Origin of the sequence: Coleofasciculus sp. H7-2, from assembly GCF_042747725.1 — a bacterium.
Lineage (GTDB): Bacteria > Cyanobacteriota > Cyanobacteriia > Cyanobacteriales > FACHB-T130 > FACHB-T130.
In genome coordinates this window covers 105,077-123,677 of sequence record NZ_JBHZGO010000030.1, presented here as the reverse complement: position 1 = coordinate 123,677, position 18,601 = coordinate 105,077, and the positions used below count along the sequence as shown (strand labels likewise).

Below are 18,601 nucleotides of genomic sequence, written 5' to 3'. Positions count from 1 at the left end.
TGCAAAAGGTCTATTAATCGTTAATTGTTACACTTTAATATCCCAGAATATTGATAAAGACTTCACGAGTGTGACCAGACTGGCGATGTTCCCAAATATAGATATCTTGTAAACGACCCAGCTGCAACAAACCTTGAGCAACAGGGATTTGTTCAGAGGTATGAGTGAGGGCAGATCGAATATGGGCAGGCATATCGTCTAAACCCTCTCCTGCTAATAGGTATTGACCTGTTTCTGGAACTAATTTTGCAAAGAAGGCTTCTACATCCGGCTTGGCATCATTTTCTTGAATTAGTAAACTGGCTGAAGTATGACGCAGGAAAAGCGTACAAAGTCCTGATTGAAGTCCTGATTCTGTAATTACCGCTTGCACTTGTGGTGTAATCTGACACAGGGATTTACCAGTGGTTTGTACCTGAATCGATTGTTGGTAAAGTCTTATTGATGAGTTTGTCATGCTGATTCCTTCCCTAGATGCTCAAACCACGATTTTGTCTCTTGCTGAATCGCTTCTGGTGTCCAGACTGGAGCATCTCGCCAGAGTTCAATATTAGCTAACATCTCGGCTACCCCTTGACTTAAAGTTACTTGAGGTTGCCATTTTAAAAGTGTAGTAGCTTTGGTAATATCTGCCCAAGTACAATCAGGTTCTCCTGGTCGTTTGGGGATATGAGTGATTTCTCCCTGCAATAATTTCACGAGTGTCAAAACGCTTTCGGATTTACCGGAACCAATGTTAATGATTTCCCCTGTAATATCAGATTGGGCAGCTTTGACGAAGGCTTCTACTACATCGCTGACAAAGGTGAAATCTCTAGTTTGAGTCCCGTCTCCAACGACAGTGAAAGGCGTTACAGCTAGTTTCTGAGCTAAAAACACACCAAACACCGCACCATACGCCCCAGTCGTGCGCGATCGCGGCCCATAAACGTTAAATAATCGTAATGATAGGGCTGGCAGTTGATAAACTTGCGCCCAGTGCATCACAAGTTGTTCCCCCATATATTTAGTCAATCCGTAGGGGTGTTTGGGATGACAGGGATATGTTTCTGGTGTGGGATATTGGTCAGGAATACCGTAGCAGGTTGAGGAGGCTGTGTAAATAAACTTCTCGATTTGAGCAGTACGACAAGCCTCTAAAAGAGCGAAGGTACTGTGCAAGTTTGAATGGTAGTAGTCCCCTGGATTTTCGATTGATGGCACTAAATCAGCTAATCCTGCTAAATGAAATACCCAATCAATGTCTACTAGGGTGGAAGCTGAAATATTGGCTAGATCCTGCTCAATAAAAGTAAATGATTTATATGTTTGAGCTACTTTTAAATTTGCAGTTCGTCCTGTGACTAGATTATCCAAACCAACAACACTGTGACCTAATTTGAGGAGGCGATCGCACAAGTGACTGCCGATAAAACCAGCAGCACCCGTCACTAAGCAATGTTTAGCAGAATTCAATTCACTGTTCATTTAAATAACGTTTTATTTGACATTTTATAAATCAGTTTGCTCAATTGTTCGCAGTTAACAATCATATTCTCATTATTTGCTTCACAAAACAGGCATCCGTAATTAAATTTTAATCCCTGAGCCATAGTATAGAAGAAATGACTAATTTTATCGCCAAATATTTCAATTATAGTTGCCCTCTGAGAAAAAATCATATTTGTTAATCCCGCGCCATGAGGAGCCACAATAATTTTAGCTTGAGCAAATATTTTTACCTGATTTTGCCAATCTATATCTTCAAAAACATAAGTAATAAAATCCATCTCAGCTAAAGTATTTATCACTTCTTCTTCATTGAGAATGCATCGAGCATTTGTTTTCCTACGAGAAATAAAAATATTTGGACTCAAAGGAACCTTGGAAACCGCATAACTATCTATATTACCAAGAATACGTTCTCTTAACCAATAATAAGCTTTAATTGAAACACGACCTTCTTCCCTACGTTTAGAGCAAATAACTAATTCGTTAACTTTAGCTCTATATCCATTCCATTGAATACAATCTTCTGGTCGATAACCCATCAATTCTAAAGATTTGATTTTCCAAATTGGAGGGTCTTTATCAATAATTAATACTGGTTTTTTACCTGTTTTTTTAGAATAATATTCCAGGGCTTCTAGCCGAGTTAATCCCTCAGAAATCCAATGAGCATACAAACGGCTCCAATAATTAACTAATGAACAAGCTAAATCAATATTTTCTGAATTAGGCATAGGTCTAATATATTGAAAATTAAACCCTTGCTTAAGTGTTGAAATGACACTGTGCTGTAAACAATCTACTCTGTCTAAAGCTGTTTCTAAAATAATCTTTTTATCTTCAGTAAATCCAATAGCATCAACTCCAAATAATTCAACATTTTTGATTTCAGCAGCAAAAGGAACGGTAAATTTAAATATTCCTGCTTTTTCTTTTAATATATTGGGTATTTCTTGATCGGTAATAGGAAGTTGAATTTTAATATTTTTTTCATAGTTTAATTGGTATAATTTATGTTGATTTTTAGAGGTTACTGTCAACCCTACTCTACTAATTAAATTCTTGTTAATATAATTAAATAAAATAAAATATATAAATTTTAAAGCAGGTATTTGTTTATATTCCTCTTCTAAATTAGGGATATTATTTTCCCTTTTAGATTGCTCCATCACCTCAGTAGTAGTGAGCAAGTGAGTATCAATATATTTTAATAATATAGGATAAATTAGTTTGGTAATCAATAATTGTTGTAAACTACTCCAAATTTTGTTCATCTGTTCATAAAACTCTTAATTTAGATTTGCAACAAATTGGAATAAATTAGGTGAATATTATCAATGATTAATCAACAAATTTCCCTCAAATATTCTTAAATAAAATACTTTATTTGAGCTAAGTTGTCCAGTCGAGTAGACACCTCCATTTTTTTTGAGCAACTTCTTTACTCAGCAAATAAAATTTACCGATTCCTCCGGCTTTTGCTGCTTGCATATCCGATGTTTTATCACCAATCATTATTGACCTTTTAAGGTCTATGGGATATTTTTGACAAGCTTGCTCAATCATTCCTGGGTAAGGTTTACGACATCGGCAATTTTGGCGGTAATTAGGTATAGCAGCTTGGGGATGATGTGGGCAATAAAACACATCAAGCAAGGGTACACCTTGTCTGTTAAATTGCTCACACATCCAGGCAGTCAGATATAAAAAGTCCTGTTCAGAATAATAACCACGAGCAATACCCGACTGATTAGTTACTACTATCAGGAAGTAGCCCAAATCCCGCAGTAGACGACAGACTGTAAACACATCATCGACAAACTCAAACTGCGATCGCATGACAACATAGCCGTAATCAACATTGATAACGCCATCGCGGTCAAGAAAAGCAACTTTGATCACGTCAATAATTCCTTAACTTTGTTCATGATTCCAATAGCATCAATACCTTGATGGGGTAATTGCTCCCATATTCCACTACATCCTTCTTGATGAGTACCCATATAAGCATATTTGGGAGATAAACCTCTCTCTAATAACCAGGAACCAAAGCGACTTCCTAAACCTGTGCGACGATTCAAGGATTCCACGACCAAGACAAAGGGTGTGGAGCCAATATGAGTTATGATTTCTTCATCAACCATATTTAGGGTTGGCTTGTTGATTAGCCCTACATCAATTCCCTCTTGCTTGAGCTTTTTTACGACATCAAGGGCGCGGTAAAGCACTTCACCAAAGCTGACGATGTACCCAGATGTTCCCTCACGTACAATGTCATCTTTTCCGGGAATAAAGGTATAGCTTTCCCCAAACAAAGGTTTGCCATCAGCATTAAAGATATCGGGAACAGGGGAACGACTGGAAAAGATAAACCGTAAGCCAGGTTGGTGAAATATAGTTTCCACACAGGCTTTCATTTGTCCGCCATCGGCTGGGTAATACAGACGGGTTTCGTAGCCATCTTCTAGCCCGTTATCTGCAAACATATTATTCAAACCAAAATGGCAGCTGTTATCTGCTATTTCATCTATACCGCTATGGGAAAATTGACAAAGAACGTTAGATTTATTCAACCGCGCCATTGTGATTTCGGAGATGCACATTTCTAAAAAGGCGCTGTAGGTGCTGAAAATGCCTTGTTTGCCTTTTTCCATGCCAAACCCCGCCGCTGCCGAGAAGTTTCCCCGCTCCATGATGCCGCCGCGATAGAAAATTTCTGGATAGGCTTGACTAATTTTGTTGATACCACAAGATTCTCCCAAGTCACTGTCAATGCACATGACTTTTTCTTGGCGTTCAGATGGAGTTAGATGGCTGAGAAGTGAAACGACGGTGGCATCGAAGATATGGCGAGTTTTACTGCTAGAACCCGCGAAGGTATAAGATGCTTTGAGCGGAACAATTCCTTTGAGATAATTAACGGCTTGGGTGTGTCCGCCAGTTTCGAGATATGCGATCGCTAAATCCCGCGAGAGGGCATCATGACCAAGGTGCGTACCTTCTACCCCAGCAATGCCAGGGCACATCTTACGTTTATTCACAACCGCTACTGGGCCGACTGTGGTAACTGCCTCACAGAGGCGGCAATACAAATCATCCAAGTCTTCGCCCTCTCCTGGTAACACAGTTAGCCCATGTCCAGATAAGGTTTTACCTACACTAAAACCCGTCAAATAGTCTGAAGGGTATCCACTACAGGTGGAATTGTTATCGTCAATAATCAACTTAATGTTGAGATTTTTGGCTACAGCTAAACGTGCTGCCTCTGCATTATTTCCTTCTTGCTGCGATCCATCCGATCCCAGACAAAAGACTACCCGATTAGGATTAGCGATCGCAACTCCATTCACATAAGCCCACAGATGTCCTAATCTACCACCACTAAATTTTACCCCAGGAGTGCGATCGCGTTCCGGATGAGCAAGAAGTTTGGAATAGGGTTCTCGATAGTGCAGCAGATTTTCAGCATCAAGATCACCGAGTAGAGTCGCCATGAGATATTGTGTGGCAACTCGGTGTCCGGCTTCATCGAAGAAAATCGGTACAAACTTATCTGGTACTCCCCGAAAGAAGGCATCTAGAATCATAACTTCGGGAACTGTATCATAAGCCCCTCCTGTATGACCGCCTAGACCTTTTGCTGCTGCTATGGCAGTAAAAAAAACAATAGTGTCTCGACAAACTTGAATATTAGCTTTCAGCGTTTCTCTTTGCTCATTCGTCAAAGTTGAATTAGTCGGGTCTAATTTTAACGGTTTGTAAGTATCTAGGTTAATGGGAAAGCGTAAGGTTGTTACAGGCATTGGTTCTCGTTCCTTAGAGCTTATCAAGTTTTCCTTAAGTGAAATGCGCCCTAAAAAATTAGCGCTAACACTTACCCAGAGTATTCTAGTGCCTCAATGTCTCCCCGACTCATTGTCTTTAACGTTACTTCACAAAGTAACGTAACAAATTTTTATAGTTTTATATTTTTTACATTTAAACATTTGTGTTAAATTAATATCTTAATCACACAGATATTAGAAATAGGCTAATATCTTAGGGGCTGACAAAAACTAAGGAAAAATATAATTTGATGTTCGGGTTGATTAAACAGATACCAACATGGCAAAAACTAAAGTGGCTACAGTATCTAATAAAGCCTCTATTAATGAAATATATTCATCAAAATCTACTTGATAGAAAAACCTTAATTTTTCAAGCTGATACTCGTAAGGAAAATAATTTTTTTTCGCTTAAGTACGAAGAATCAATTTATTATGACCAGTCAATCTCTTCCTACGAGGTTCCAGAAATTATCAAAGAAAAAGAAGGAGAGTTTAGTTTTAGTATTCCTTTTGTTGCGGAAATTCAAAATGTATATTTAATTGGTCCTCATGCTGTTGGCGTTACAAAAGATATAAAAATTGTTTTAGAGACAGCGTTAGCGAGAGAAGACTGTCTTGAAAAAAGTATTACAGCTACTATAAATCAAGGATTTTATCTACAGTACCTAAAACCTGCCTCAGATATAAAAAAAATTGATTTTGCTTGCTCATTAATTAATTGTTGGAGCGATTTATATGCCCATTGGATTGTAGAATGTTTGACACGAATTGAAGCACTTGAACACTACTATGAAAAAACTGGTGAACGACCTAAATTAATTATTGAAAAAAATGCTCCTTTGTGGAAATTTCAGTCATTGGAACTGATGGGGTATAGCCGAGAGGATTGCATTGAATGGCAAGGCTATAAAGCTCAAGTCAACCGATTGGTTATTCCCTCCAACCGACGGGAGCAACGTCGTCAATCAATTAAAGCTTGTCGTTGGCTTGGCGAACGAATACTTAGTAATCTTGACTTTAGTAAAACTAGCGATATTCCTTTGTCTCCAAAAATTATCATCTCCAGAAGAAAAGCTCTTTGCCGTCGGGTAATTAATGAAGAAGAATTAAATAAAAATTTAGCTAAAATGGGCTTTATTTCCTATGTTTTGGAAGATTTAGATTTTCCAACTCAGGTAAAAATATTTTCCCAGGCAAAAATTATTGTTGCTCCTCATGGAGCTGGTTTTGCTAATATGATCTTTTCTAACAACCCAATTATTATTGAGTTGTTTGGTCAAAAACCCAGCTACTTTTTTTATACTCTGGCTAAAGGTCTAGGATTTAAACATGGTTTTATTCTGTGCAAACCACAAGATGATGACATGATTGTTAATTGCAGTGAATTAAATGACTTTGTCAAGCGTATGCTTGACAAAGGAAGTTAATAGTACTATTAATTAGGCAGAGAGTTTGATTTAAAAATCATCTATATTCTATTCACATCAGCAGTCAGCAAACAACTATGAATTATCAATCAATTTTAATAATTACCTACGGGCGAACTGGTTCTACGTTATTACAAGGAGTTCTCAATAGCCTAGAAGGTTGCCTGATTAGAGGAGAAAATAATAATTTCTGCTTTCCCCTATTTAACACTTATCAAGCAATCTTAAAAGCCAAAGAAAAAGCAGCTAATGTTCCGGCTGACTATCCAGCTACGGTTGTCAACCATCCTTGGTATGGAGCGCCTTTATTAAATGAGAAATTATTTCTCATCCGATGCCAATCATTAGTTAAAGAATTAATTATTGCTGACGAGAGCCATTCCCCACAAATCCAGTGTTACGGCTTTAAAGAAAGATATACTTATCCAGAAATTTTGAATAATTTTGAAGAATATCTTAGCTTTTTAACCAATATTTTTCCCAATGTTGCGTTTCTTTTTAACACTAGAAATATCGAGAATGTTCTTCAAAGTGGGTGGTGGCGAGAACGAGATTATAACACAAGTAAAGAGATAATATTAACAACTGAGGAGCGATTTAATAATTATCTAAAGAACTATGAAAACACGTTTCATATTCAATATGAAGATGTTATTAGTAAAAGTAGTAATTTTAAAAATATGCTTGACTTTTTAGGGGTTTCCTATGACAAAAAAAAAATTGACGCTGTACTCAGTCAAAAACATAGTTATGACATCAAACAAAGGATCTGAGGTGAAGCATTATATTCTGAATGAAGACGCTTCTTTTCTGTAGATGTTCGCTCCCCCTATAATTAAGGCTCGGTTAAAGGTGATGAACGACCCACTGAATGAAAACTTAAAAGTTGTACTCCCGGAAAACATTGCTCAAAAACTTGAGCGTGCTTTAGCTCAACTGCCGAAAGGAAAAACAGCAAAAATAGAGGAGCCTACTCAATGGGAAGCGGCATTAAACTATGTTTTATTAATTACAATAGCTGAGGAACGATACGTTTTTCGCGCTAGACGTGGCAATTCCTTAGAAGGAATTAACGCATACTTGAAGCGGATGTATGAGAACACAGGTTTTTTAGAAATAGGAGGAAAATTTAAACTTAGAACGATTGCTGAAGAAATTGACTTTATCAGCCGCGCCCTAACTGTTGGCTTGCCTGTTCCTAAGTTAATTAAAGCAGATACAGATTGGATGCTGATTGAATACATTGAAGGGAAATTATTCCATGAATTACTGGAGGCAGGACAAGTAGAAATTCTGCTCAAGGTTCTGCGAGAACTTAACTTGGCTCACAGACAGGGAATCATTTATGGCGATCGCTGGGGGAAAAATGAAATTATAGATTCCCAAGGAAATGTGCGGCTGATTGATTTTGAGATTGAATGGTCACAAGAGGAAGATGACAACAGAGTTCTTGAAGATTTAGAAATGGCATTTACTATTTTTAGTTGTTTGAGACAAACCCGTAGTCATGATGAATTATTAAAAATCATCCAAACTGATGCCATGCCAATGCTGAAAGCAGAGGGCTATCGAATCAGCAGAATGAGGCAGTTTATTGCAGGTTTCTCTAAGTACTACCTTGACCCCAACAAACCAAGTGATACCTGGACTATACCATCAGATTTGTACGTTCCTATAGCTAAAGCAGCAAATCGCTTAATTGCCATATTTGCCGAAGTTGAATAATCCTCTAATGAGTTATTTCCTTGTTTAAAAATGAAAACCATAGTTTATCAGTCTTATCGTACCCACAATGTACCTAGTTGGATTAATACCTGTATGCAAACAGTTAAGAAGTGGGCAACACTGAAGGGATTCGATTATGAAATGATCGATGATAAACTGTTTGATTATGTTCCGGATTGGTATAAAGAAAAGGCGCAGGGAAAAATACAGCCAATTAGTGATTTAGCTAGACTAGAATTGGCGAAAGAGTTTCTTCTAAAAGGATATGAGCGAACTGTTTGGATAGATGCTGACATTCTGATCTTTCAGCCAGAAAAGTTAGATATTAGTACGAGAGAAGAATATTTATTTTGTCGCGAAGCTTGGATAGAGCTAGAAGCAGGAAGTACAGTAGAGGAAAGTAGAATTGTTTCTAGTAGTAAAATTCATAATGCTTTGACTATATTTACTCAAAATAATAGCTTTTTAGATTTTTACATTTATGTTTGCAAAGAAATTGTTAGGAATAATCAAGGTAAACTTTCTTCGATTGAAGTTGGTACTAGATTTCTAACTAATCTGCATCAAATTTTTCCTTTGCATCTTTTTAATAATATAGGGCTTTTTAGTCCTTTAAATATGTATGCTCTTGCTCAGGAAAAAAGGTATTTTACTCAAGAGTATGTCAGACTATTGGGATTCCCTATTTACGGAGCAAATTTGTGTGCCTCATTTAGAAATACTAGCTATCAAGGAATAGATATGAACGATCAAGTCTACGAAATTGTGATTGAAAAGCTTTTACAAACAAAAGGAGAATTAGTCAACCAGTACTGTGAACAGTTAGTGACAGAATCAAACCAATGAGTGTTCTTCAAAGTGATATATGAACCAGAGACAAAAAACTTGTGGAGTACAGATTCCGATGTTACAACTATCACTAATATGAGTAAACATATTTTTTTGTATACACTTGATTCAGGGGTTGGCGGAGTTGCACAAAACAATCACTTAATTATGTGTACATTAGCAAGATTGGGATATCAAGTAACCTGTGTACAACCCCCAGCCTATGATGATAGGGTAATTAGCTTCCAAAAGCAGTTGGGTATTCAGCACCTATGGGTAGAAGCTAAGAACAAAAACAATTCACGAGGCTTTGATGTTGAAAGTTGGCAACCGACTTTAACAAATAGCTCCCCAAAACCGGGTTTAATTATTTGTAGTAACACCCATCCGTTCGCCAACTTTGCCGTTCAACAAATTGCTATTCAACTGGGAATACCATACATTGTAATCGAGAATCTGGTTGTGCCAGATATGGCTCTTCGGTTCGTTGAATATCTAGATGAGCTATCACATCACTACATTCAAGCCAAGTCAGTTATTGCTGTTTCCTATGATGATTTAGGTTTATTACACAAATTATTCAAGCTTCCTAAAAATAAAGGAAAGGTTATTTATAATGGACGACCTGTAGAATATTTCACTCCTTGCGATTTTGGCGTGCGCGATCGCCTGCGCCAATCGCTTAACATACCAACAGATGCTGTAGTTTGCTTCACAGCGGCTCGCATAGAATTGCGAAAAGGCTACCAGTATCAGTTAGAAGCAATTAAGCAGCTTATGTTCAGCCCCGTATGGAATCAACTTTACTTTGTGTGGGCAGGAGGTGGAATTTTTGAGCCGCAACTTGAAATCGAAATTCGACAAGCAGTTGAGCAACTGGGCATAACTGACAAGGTTATATTTTTGGGGAACCGTTCTGACGTATCAGATTGGCTGAATGCTGCTGATATTTTTGTGTTTCCTTCACAATTAGAAGGAATGCCTTTGTGTGTTATGGAAGCAATGGCAAAGGGATTGCCGGTAATTGCTTCAGCAGTCAGTGGAATTCCAGAAGAATTGGGTAACACTGGCAAATTACTTCCTGACCCCAACGTTGATCCGCAAGCCACAGTTAAAGAATTGGTAGCAACAATTCAAGAGTGGGTTATAAATCCCCAAAAGCGTCAGTCTATTCGTAAAGCTTGTAAGCAAAGAGCGGAACAAATGTTTAGGGAAGAACAGAGTATGAAACAAGTAATGGAAGTTATTGAGAGGAACATTTATGCCGACTGAGAATGTATCCCATGAGTATTACAACTAGCATACTAATACGCACGAAAAATGAAGCTCAAGACATATCAAAAACTTTGAAATTAGTGACAAGTCAGTCTTTAAAGCCCAACGATATTGTTGTGGTGGATTCTGGCTCTACCGATGAAACAGTTAATATTGTCAAGCAGTGGAGTGACGTTAAGCTAATTCAAATTCAGCCTGAAGAATTTACATTTGGTCGTTCTTTGAACATTGGCTTTAAATCTACTGAGGCAGAAATCGTTATAGCGTTGAGCGCTCATGCTTTTCCCTGCGATCGCTACTGGTTGCAAAACCTAGTTAAGCACTTTGATGACCTTGAAGTGGCGGGAGTTTACGGCAAACAGGTTTCTCAACCTGATGCTTGGCCATCAGTTCAGCGAGACCTAACATTTTATGGAGACCAGCTACGAATTCAGACAAACCCGGATAATCCTAGCGAACACTTTTTTTCCAATGCTAATTCTGCTATTCGTCGCCAGTGTTGGGAGAAGCACTGTTTTGATGAAACACTAACTGGGGGTGAGGATAGGGAGTGGGCATGGATGATGCTAAGGCTGGGCTACAAAATCGTCTATGAACCTGAGGCAGCAGTATATCACTCACACAACGAGCCTCTTCTGAAGGTATATCAGCGAGCTTACAGAGAAGCGCTGGCATTTGAGTTGATTTACGGGGAAAAAATGAGCTTGCACCAGGCTCTAGGTAAATGGCGCAGGTCAGTATTAGCGGACATTCGCTTCATCCTCCAAAATGGCAAAAGTTACGAGTGGATTTTACGTGCACCAATCTATCGCTTATTCTGGATTTACGGACGGCTCAAACCCAGTTTAGCCGCACCAATATGGGAGCCGTTTGTTAAAAGGTAGTTGAGAGAGTATTCTAACAAGCAGTTGTATTAAAAGTTTTGTCAAGGCAGGCGTGCGCGATCGCTAAACCTTAAAAAATTACCAGAAAACAAGTGTAACGCATGACTACCCATCTTTGGCAAGAACAGGCAGTTGAAGTAAATGGCTTAACCACTGTTAGCGCCACAATAGAGACTCCCAACCAAGCACAAAATCGTTTGTGGTATCGAGTGCAAGCGGAACACGGTTCTCTACTGACACTAAGCTGCGACCCATTTGTTGTTGCCACCATTTTCATCGCCATGAAGCACGGCACTGATATGGTGGTTCACGGCGAAGTTTCTCCTTCTTTATTGCAGAATTTAGCAGAGTTCCAAGCAGCTTGGGCGTGCTGGCGATCAGAGCTTTACAAGCAAGTTGAAATCACCGCAGAAGTTGAGCGAGAACAGCCCGTAGCTAATAGGGTACATAGAGTAATTTCTGCTTTCTCTGGTGGGGTGGATAGTTGTTTAACAGCGTTTCGCCACAGCCAAGAAGGGCATAGCAGGGTACAGCGCCCTTTACAAGCAGGATTGATGGTTCACGGGCTGGATATTCCCCTTTCAGAGCCGCAAATCTTTAACCGTGCGGCGCAAAAGTCTAGGTTGACACTCGCCAGCTTGGGTTTAGAACTAATTCCGATGGTAACTAACTTCCGCGAATTCGAGCAAGATTGGGAGGACTCTCACGGAGTTGCAGTTGCGTCTTGCTTGATGCTGTTACAGGGTGGCTACTCGGAAGGTTTAATCCCCAGTTCTCTTCCTTATCATGCTCTCGTTCTACGCTGGGGATCAAATCCACTCACCGATCCGTTACTGTCGAGCCGTACTTTTGCAATCGTTCATGATGGTGCAGCCTTTACCCGTGCCGAAAAAGTGAAGCAGATTGCCCAGTGGCGAGAAGCTTTACAAAATCTCAGAGTGTGTTGGGAAGGTGATCAAAAAGACGGAAACTGCGGACACTGCGAGAAATGTATTCAGACTATTCTGAATTTCCGCGCCGTTGGACTCGGCTTACCCCCATGTTTTGACCAAGATGTTGCTGATGAAGAAATTTTACAGGTTTTGAAAAAAACTCTATTGACTGATTATGCTCTCCTTTTGGCAGATGCCAAAGCCAATTCTATCTCTGATTCATGGGTGACAATCTTAGAAAAATTCGTAAGACGCAATCAGGGGTGCATAAGCCTGGTTGGGGCTGCTGAAAAAGGGAATAATTGAGCAAACCTCAGAAGTGTTCTAGGTTAAATACTGATAATTATCTGCTTTTAAAACACTAAGTAATATAATTACAAGGAGGAAATAGTGAGACAACTAAATTACAATCATATAATTTCTTTAGGATATAGCTGCCTTCCACGCACTATACTTACACGCCAAGGATATAAGCAGACAAAAAGTCAAGGAGAACTAACATTACCTTTTGATCTATCTATACATAGTTATTATGGCCTGTGTAAAATTATTAAGTCAAAATTTAAGGATTATTGTAACCCTGATTTCCTGATATTAACACAGGACAACTACATTGAGCATACTAAATACAATGTGATGTTTAATCACGAATCAATGAATGGCAAGTACGAGATATATTCAGCCAATAATTTTGCAAATTTTATAGAGCGATATGAGGCACGTATTACTAATTTCTATCGGTATATTGCAGACGATAATATTTTGTTTGTTTGTCAATACAAAGAATATCCAAGTCGGTTGAATTGGGTTATCAAGTCTGTCTTTCCTCAACTAACCTACAAAATAGTCGCTTTAAACACTTTTTTTCCAAGAGAGACTCTAATGTCTTACTTTTATCCAGTTGAAACCTATCACAAAGAAATCGACTATTATGCGCTCCCTTTTCCGTCTGATAACTACGCTTGGTGGGAGCCGCAGCATTTCTCTTCGGATTTGGGAAGAAAATTTGAAAATAGAATCGGGCATATTATTTCAAAATACGTTGAGAGACTATATCTACCGAGCTTGGAACGCTTCGGTTAGAAGAAGAGATAAAGTGATTATAAGCGATTATCCAGAGGCTAGACTAAATAGTCGGTCTCAAAGGAAAAAATAATGAACTAGCCAAGTCTCATCTGACTAACGGATTTCAAGAAAACAATTTAAACAATCAGCCTGCTGGATCCCAAATTGCTTTTACAACGGATAATATTGATACAGTCTTCAATCGCGCTATTGAGGATAGTACACGTATTTTTGTCTTACTTAGTCCTATCAAATAGTATTAGGCTTTCGAGTACAGTTCTAACAATTCCTGTGCAGCAATTTTGATTTGTGCAGAATCTTTTACAAATCTGCAAAAGGGAACTTGATGAGTCCAGGTTTCATAGAATGACTCGTTTTTATAGTAAGAGTTACCTAAAAAAATGTGAGGAATACCTAAAAGAATGCAGAGAATATGACCATGCAAGCGATTTGTAATAATTAGACGGTGTTGCCTAAATTGAGCTATTCCTTTGTGCATTAGAATCCAGGAAGTGCGATGTATATTAGGGTCGTAAAGGCTATCAAATATAGCTGGGGTATGATCCGGGTAAGGTTGAGAAGTTTTCAGGATTGATTTGGATGAACGCCAGGTTTTCCATTCACTCGAAACCCAATCTTCTACAATTAAATTAGGCAGTTCAAAGATAGAAGCAGGAGAGAAATCTTTTTTCAATTCTTTATCTGTTCTACAATGATACAAAATGGAAGATTTTTTATCCCTATTATTGGATGTTATATTTAACGTATTTAACAGTTGAAAAGCCATATCAGGTGTTTTGATGATCTGACATTTGTCGAAACAATTCATGGCAATTTCGTAACTATAATTTTCCCGAACAAATAAAGTTAAGTTGGGGTGAGAGTTAAATATATCAGCAGCTTTTTTTAAATTGCTTGTACTATCAAAGTAAATACTTTGTGGCATAATTACAATTGGTCGATCTCGATACTTAGAAATTATATGTTCGCGAAATTCTTGATGATTGCTCCAGAGGTCTCCTAGATTCCCTCCACCCTGAAGAATTATAGGAGCTTTACCAACCTGTTTTTCCATCAGTTCCTCAGAGAAATCTGCGATTCCCGCAGCAGTATACTTGATTTTTGTTTTCAAAACATCAGTTAAATAAAATACCGTCCCTAACCAAATAAGGTGATCGCCAATATTGAGATAATCAGGATAATTTAGTAGAGAACACTGTTCAAATGAGCCGATATTTCCTAAACCTTTGTGTAAAGTATCTTTAATATTTTTTAGAAATGAATTATTTATCATTTGACTACCTTAGAAAATACTTCTATTTTAGACAACTACTAAAAAGGGAAATAAAAGTTAATCCTTCCCCAAATCCCCATCAAACCAGGATAAGGACTGTAGTAAACATTCTCCATTGTTTGAATTTTCTCAACTAATTTTGGATCAGAATTTCCCACAGCGATTCCCTTCCACCCCGTCTCAAATAGTGACACATCGTTGAGAGTATCTCCGCAAGCGATCGCGTTTTCGGCATTTAACCTCATCTCCTCAATAAATTTCAGGAGGGTTGGGCTTTTGGAGATTCCTTTTGGCATTCCCGCTTCGATGGAAAATAAGTCTTGAGCCTAAGAATAGGCTGCTCCAAACAATACCAACTTAAAAGTGAAACACCTAATGTCAAAATCGCGCCAAACTCAATCAGAAGATTGCAAGATTGCCAAAGCGAATTTCTGACACTCGCAAGAACTTTCACTTTAAGCAGGCTCATCACTGCGACCAAGCTGGCATGATTTTTGTCGAGAATTTGGACTTCCGAATCATGGCAAAAGGAATGCTGGGTAAACACACTCTCTTTATCGAGGATTATCCGCCGTGGGGCACACGGTAGAAGAAATTGCCTCTAGAGGCTAACCTAGCGGGGGCGGTAACGTCTAGCCAAGTGCCTGTGAAAGAGGAGAGGAAGGAATCTGCGACCAAGAGCGAAGCTAGGTTGTAGAGGATGTCAACTGGCATCGTGATTAATTTACATTAATTTACCAAGCGTGTTCCTATAAAAAGACACGCTTGGAGCAACCTGCATTGAGAACCAACGCCCAAACAGCAGGCATTCTTGCGATCGAGTTGATCCCTATTCCCTCTACAATTGAACAATTCAGAATGTCCAGCAGGACTTGCTTTTGAGCGGGAGGGAAAATGAGCCATCGTCCGATTATTCTTGGCATTGTTGGTGACAGTGCCGCTGGTAAAACAACACTAACACGGGGAATTGCTCAGATATTAGGTGAAGATAATGTCACAGTTATCTGTACCGATGACTATCACAAGTACGACCGGATTCAGCGTGCAGACAAGGGAATCTCAGCGCTACATCCCGACTGCAACTACTTGGATATCATGGAGCAACACCTGTCCCTGCTTCAAAACGGACAGCCCATCCTGAAGCCGATTTACAACCACGATAGTGGTATGTTCGATCCGCCTGAGTATATCAAGCCGAACAAGTTTGTGATTGTTGAAGGACTTCTCGGTTATTCAACCTTGAAAACCCGTGAGTATCACGATGTAAAAGTTTATCTGGCACCGCCTGAATCTCTACGCGCTGAGTGGAAGATCAAGCGAGATACAATGAAACGGGGCTATACCGAAGAACAGGTTCGCGAACAATTGCGAAAGCGCGAATCAGACTCAGAGGAATTCATCCGTCCCCAGCGCCAGTGGGCAGATATCGTGGTGAGTTTCTACCCACCTACACACACGCCAGAAGAGAGCAATTCACACCTGAATGTGCAATTGGTACTCAGACCGACGATTCCACATCCAGACTTGACCAAGATTTTGAACCCAAGCAGTCCTAATTATAAACCGGCAATTAGCCTGGAGCTTGAGCGGGATATGGGCAAGCCGGTTGATGTCCTAGAAATTGATGGTCAAGCAACGAGCGAACAAGTCAGAGATTTAGAGCGGATGCTGTGTAACGACATCCCCGACTTACTGCCTTTCTGTAGTTTGGAAGGCACCCCCAATCTGGGTACTCTGGTTGGGACAACTGGGGAAACGCTCCAGAGTTATCCTCTGGCTCTAAGCCAGCTACTGATTGCGTATCATATGCTCAAAGCTGCCAACATTCACCAGTAGGGAATTAAAAATTAAAAATTAAAAATTAAAAATGGAATTTCTCAATTTTTAATTTTGCATTTTTAATTTTTAATTATTTTGTTCTTGGCGCGATCGCAACTCTCGCGGCACTATCGGGAAAACTAGATATAGTCTTTCCCAGTGCATTTATGACCTATTGTCTCAGAATTGCAGATATACCCCATAGCGAGCGTCCTCGCGAACGATTAATGGCTCAGGGAGCCAAAAATCTAGCAACCGCTGAGCTAATTGCGATTCTGCTGGGCACGGGTCAAGGGGCAGGGAAACTCTCTGCTGTCGGTCTTGGACAATACATATTACAGGAATTAAGTCAACACCAACGCGATCCGCTGGATATGTTACGAGATATCAGCGTTCAAGAGTTGATAAAAATTCCAGGTGTGGGGCCAGCAAAAGCAACCACAATCCTAGCAGCGGTTGAGTTAGGAAAACGGGCGTTTCAATCTCGCCCCGGAGTTAGCACCATGATTGATAGTCCTGCTGCCGCTGCTGCTGCTCTCAGTCATGAGTTGATGTGGCAGATGCAAGAACGGTTTGCCGTCGTGCTATTGGATGTGAAGAATCGCTTGATGGGTACTCAAGTGATTACCATTGGCACGGCGACTGAAACTTTGGCTCCTCCCCGCGAGATTTTCCGAGAAGTCCTTCGCCAGGGCGCGACGCGGCTGATTATCGCACACAATCATCCCTCTGGGAGTATTGAACCCAGTCAGGAAGATATCGATTTGACGCGCCAGTTGTTGATGGGAGCGCAATATTTAAGCATTCCGTTACTGGATCATTTGATCTTAGGGAATGGCGACTATTTGAGTCTGCGCCAGACAACAACATTATGGGATGAGTATCCGCAGGGAGATTAAGGTAATGGGTGAAGAGTCATATCAAATCCATTTGAATAGTCATCATTTGGAACCTCACCCCGCCTCTCTTCCCCTCTCCGCTTTTCGATGAGGAGCTGGGGCTGAGGTTCTTTTAGAATACTGACTAATTGCCAATCCCAAATCTTGATTCCATTTCGTCTAAGTTGCCGATAAAATCTTCAGGTTCTTCCTCTAAATCGTCTAAGTCGGTGAAGTCTTCTAAAACGATGATGTCGTCTAAAGAGGCGTATTCTAAGCAATGTCCGGCGGGATCAACGACTAATCCTGATAAGGGGCTATCAGAACATTGGCATTGGCTTCTCTTGTCGTTAAAGTGCTGGCACGTCGCACAGCAATTAACTCCTGAAACTTGCGCCGCCTCGATTGCCAGATGCTGCTCGTTCAGGGGACTTAGCTTGAGATGTATCCCGTCCCACTTGGCTGTGAGTATGCCGTTGGCGGCTAACATCTGCGAGTGTCGCCACCATAGGTAGACTCGGTGATTAACATATCCGCTTCCGGAAGGTCAGCCAAGCGCAGTCCTTCTGTAGTTCTGGAACTGCTGGTATTATAGTCGCCCGTGTACAACAGACTTCGTTCCCCATACCTAAGATAGATGCAGGCGGCTCCGAGAATATGACCCGCATTGATAAACCTGACTTTTAGCCCCGGTAACGGCTCAAAATCCTTGCCAATGGCTTCCGTCTCCAGCCGAAACAGGGTGCGAGACAAGTCAGCTTCATCGAATAACTCTGGCGAGTCTTCATTCAATTGCTGTACCTTCAGGCAATCTTGCAACATGACGTGAGCGATTTCTCTGGTGCCTAGAGTGCAAATCATCCGCACGCCAGGGAATCGCTTGTGTAAAGACAGGCGCAGCACCGATGTGGTCAGCAAGGAGCGTGGGAGATGAGCAGTAAGTTAGGGTTTTTGAGGTAATCCAGTGCTGGTAGGGGATCGTAGCCTTTGGGACGAGTACCGCAATCCAATACAATTTCGTAAGGGCCAATCTCGATTTGGAAGCAGTGGAATCGCTGCTAGGAATAACGCTCCAGAGCATATCCCCCGCAGGGTATTCTGCTTTAGATTGGGTGACAGCTATTTGGGTCGAATCTCGACACACAAGACACAGCCCTTTT

18 protein-coding genes and 2 pseudogenes are annotated in these 18,601 nt (G+C 40.1%); 11 read left to right on the top strand and 9 right to left on the bottom strand.

From position 1 onward, the window contains the following. Nucleotides 1-34: 34 nt before the first annotated feature. From ACFW2W_RS07545 to ACFW2W_RS07525, 5 genes are all read right to left on the bottom strand, one after another. Nucleotides 35-457, bottom strand: a complete 423-nt coding sequence (locus ACFW2W_RS07545; protein ID WP_378175481.1) for a secondary thiamine-phosphate synthase enzyme YjbQ — start codon at nucleotides 455-457, stop codon at nucleotides 35-37. After that, complete coding sequence (locus ACFW2W_RS07540) at nucleotides 454-1,467, bottom strand: SDR family oxidoreductase (RefSeq protein ID WP_378175478.1); 1,014 nt, start codon at nucleotides 1,465-1,467, stop codon at nucleotides 454-456. The genes ACFW2W_RS07545 and ACFW2W_RS07540 overlap by 4 nt, the downstream gene beginning before the upstream one ends. Then, the gene (locus ACFW2W_RS07535) at nucleotides 1,464-2,762 is read right to left on the bottom strand and encodes a glycosyltransferase family 61 protein (protein ID WP_378175476.1); all 1,299 of its coding nucleotides are present in this window, start codon (nucleotides 2,760-2,762) and stop codon (nucleotides 1,464-1,466) included. The genes ACFW2W_RS07540 and ACFW2W_RS07535 overlap by 4 nt, the downstream gene beginning before the upstream one ends. Nucleotides 2,763-2,880: 118 nt before the next feature. Then, complete coding sequence (gene gmhB, locus ACFW2W_RS07530; RefSeq protein ID WP_378175473.1) at nucleotides 2,881-3,390, bottom strand: D-glycero-beta-D-manno-heptose 1,7-bisphosphate 7-phosphatase; 510 nt, start codon at nucleotides 3,388-3,390, stop codon at nucleotides 2,881-2,883. Next, nucleotides 3,387-5,291, bottom strand: a complete 1,905-nt coding sequence (locus ACFW2W_RS07525; RefSeq protein ID WP_378175470.1) for a transketolase C-terminal domain-containing protein — start codon at nucleotides 5,289-5,291, stop codon at nucleotides 3,387-3,389. The genes gmhB and ACFW2W_RS07525 overlap by 4 nt, the downstream gene beginning before the upstream one ends. A gap of 347 nt (nucleotides 5,292-5,638) precedes the next feature. On the opposite strand from ACFW2W_RS07525, the gene ACFW2W_RS07520 reads away from it, so the two are divergent. The 8 genes from ACFW2W_RS07520 to ACFW2W_RS07485 all read left to right on the top strand — a co-directional run bounded on the left by ACFW2W_RS07520 (nucleotide 5,639) and on the right by ACFW2W_RS07485 (nucleotide 13,469). Then, complete coding sequence (locus tag ACFW2W_RS07520; RefSeq protein WP_378175467.1) at nucleotides 5,639-6,742, top strand: glycosyltransferase family 61 protein; 1,104 nt, start codon at nucleotides 5,639-5,641, stop codon at nucleotides 6,740-6,742. Between the two features lie 77 nt (nucleotides 6,743-6,819). Next, a complete protein-coding gene (locus ACFW2W_RS07515; protein WP_378175464.1) occupies nucleotides 6,820-7,515 on the top strand; it encodes a sulfotransferase in 696 nt (231 codons plus the stop codon). Between the two features lie 82 nt (nucleotides 7,516-7,597). Next, a complete protein-coding gene (locus ACFW2W_RS07510) occupies nucleotides 7,598-8,467 on the top strand; it encodes a hypothetical protein (RefSeq protein ID WP_378175461.1) in 870 nt (289 codons plus the stop codon). A 30-nt stretch (nucleotides 8,468-8,497) separates the two neighbouring features. After that, entirely contained in the window at nucleotides 8,498-9,313 is an 816-nt protein-coding gene (locus ACFW2W_RS07505; RefSeq protein ID WP_378175458.1) for a hypothetical protein, read from the top strand. A gap of 39 nt (nucleotides 9,314-9,352) precedes the next feature. After that, the gene (locus ACFW2W_RS07500) at nucleotides 9,353-10,567 is read left to right on the top strand and encodes a glycosyltransferase family 4 protein (RefSeq protein ID WP_378175455.1); all 1,215 of its coding nucleotides are present in this window, start codon (nucleotides 9,353-9,355) and stop codon (nucleotides 10,565-10,567) included. An 11-nt stretch (nucleotides 10,568-10,578) separates the two neighbouring features. Beyond that, complete coding sequence (locus ACFW2W_RS07495; RefSeq protein WP_378175452.1) at nucleotides 10,579-11,454, top strand: glycosyltransferase family 2 protein; 876 nt, start codon at nucleotides 10,579-10,581, stop codon at nucleotides 11,452-11,454. A 101-nt stretch (nucleotides 11,455-11,555) separates the two neighbouring features. Continuing rightward, nucleotides 11,556-12,692: a hypothetical protein gene (locus ACFW2W_RS07490; protein ID WP_378175450.1), complete on the top strand. Its 1,137-nt coding sequence runs from the start codon at nucleotides 11,556-11,558 to the stop codon at nucleotides 12,690-12,692. Nucleotides 12,693-12,776: 84 nt separating this feature from the next. Then, the gene (locus tag ACFW2W_RS07485; RefSeq protein WP_378175447.1) at nucleotides 12,777-13,469 is read left to right on the top strand and encodes a DUF1796 family putative cysteine peptidase; all 693 of its coding nucleotides are present in this window, start codon (nucleotides 12,777-12,779) and stop codon (nucleotides 13,467-13,469) included. Between the two features lie 241 nt (nucleotides 13,470-13,710). On the opposite strand, the gene ACFW2W_RS07480 is transcribed toward ACFW2W_RS07485, so the two are convergent. Together ACFW2W_RS07480 and ACFW2W_RS07475 are read right to left on the bottom strand one after the other, a co-directional pair. After that, a complete protein-coding gene (locus ACFW2W_RS07480; protein WP_378175444.1) occupies nucleotides 13,711-14,745 on the bottom strand; it encodes a polysaccharide pyruvyl transferase family protein in 1,035 nt (344 codons plus the stop codon). A 38-nt stretch (nucleotides 14,746-14,783) separates the two neighbouring features. Continuing rightward, nucleotides 14,784-15,041 carry an HAD family hydrolase gene (locus ACFW2W_RS07475; protein WP_378175441.1) on the bottom strand — a complete coding sequence of 86 codons (258 nt, stop codon included), beginning with the start codon at nucleotides 15,039-15,041 and terminating at the stop codon, nucleotides 14,784-14,786. 86 nt (nucleotides 15,042-15,127) lie between these two features. Between ACFW2W_RS07475 and ACFW2W_RS07470 the strand changes: the two are divergent. The 3 genes and pseudogenes from ACFW2W_RS07470 to radC all read left to right on the top strand — a co-directional run. After that, nucleotides 15,128-15,322: pseudogene (locus ACFW2W_RS07470) on the top strand (hypothetical protein); the annotation flags it as partial. A 317-nt stretch (nucleotides 15,323-15,639) separates the two neighbouring features. Next, complete coding sequence (locus ACFW2W_RS07465; protein WP_378175439.1) at nucleotides 15,640-16,581, top strand: phosphoribulokinase; 942 nt, start codon at nucleotides 15,640-15,642, stop codon at nucleotides 16,579-16,581. A gap of 149 nt (nucleotides 16,582-16,730) precedes the next feature. After that, nucleotides 16,731-17,462 carry a DNA repair protein RadC gene (gene radC, locus ACFW2W_RS07460; RefSeq protein ID WP_378175436.1) on the top strand — a complete coding sequence of 244 codons (732 nt, stop codon included), beginning with the start codon at nucleotides 16,731-16,733 and terminating at the stop codon, nucleotides 17,460-17,462. A 124-nt stretch (nucleotides 17,463-17,586) separates the two neighbouring features. On the opposite strand, the gene ACFW2W_RS07455 is transcribed toward radC, so the two are convergent. Then, nucleotides 17,587-17,931, bottom strand: coding sequence for a hypothetical protein (locus ACFW2W_RS07455; protein WP_378175433.1), 345 nt, complete (start codon nucleotides 17,929-17,931; stop codon nucleotides 17,587-17,589). Nucleotides 17,932-17,936: 5 nt separating this feature from the next. After that, nucleotides 17,937-18,487: pseudogene (locus tag ACFW2W_RS07450) on the bottom strand (MBL fold metallo-hydrolase); the annotation flags it as partial. Nucleotides 18,488-18,601: the final 114 nt, after the last annotated feature.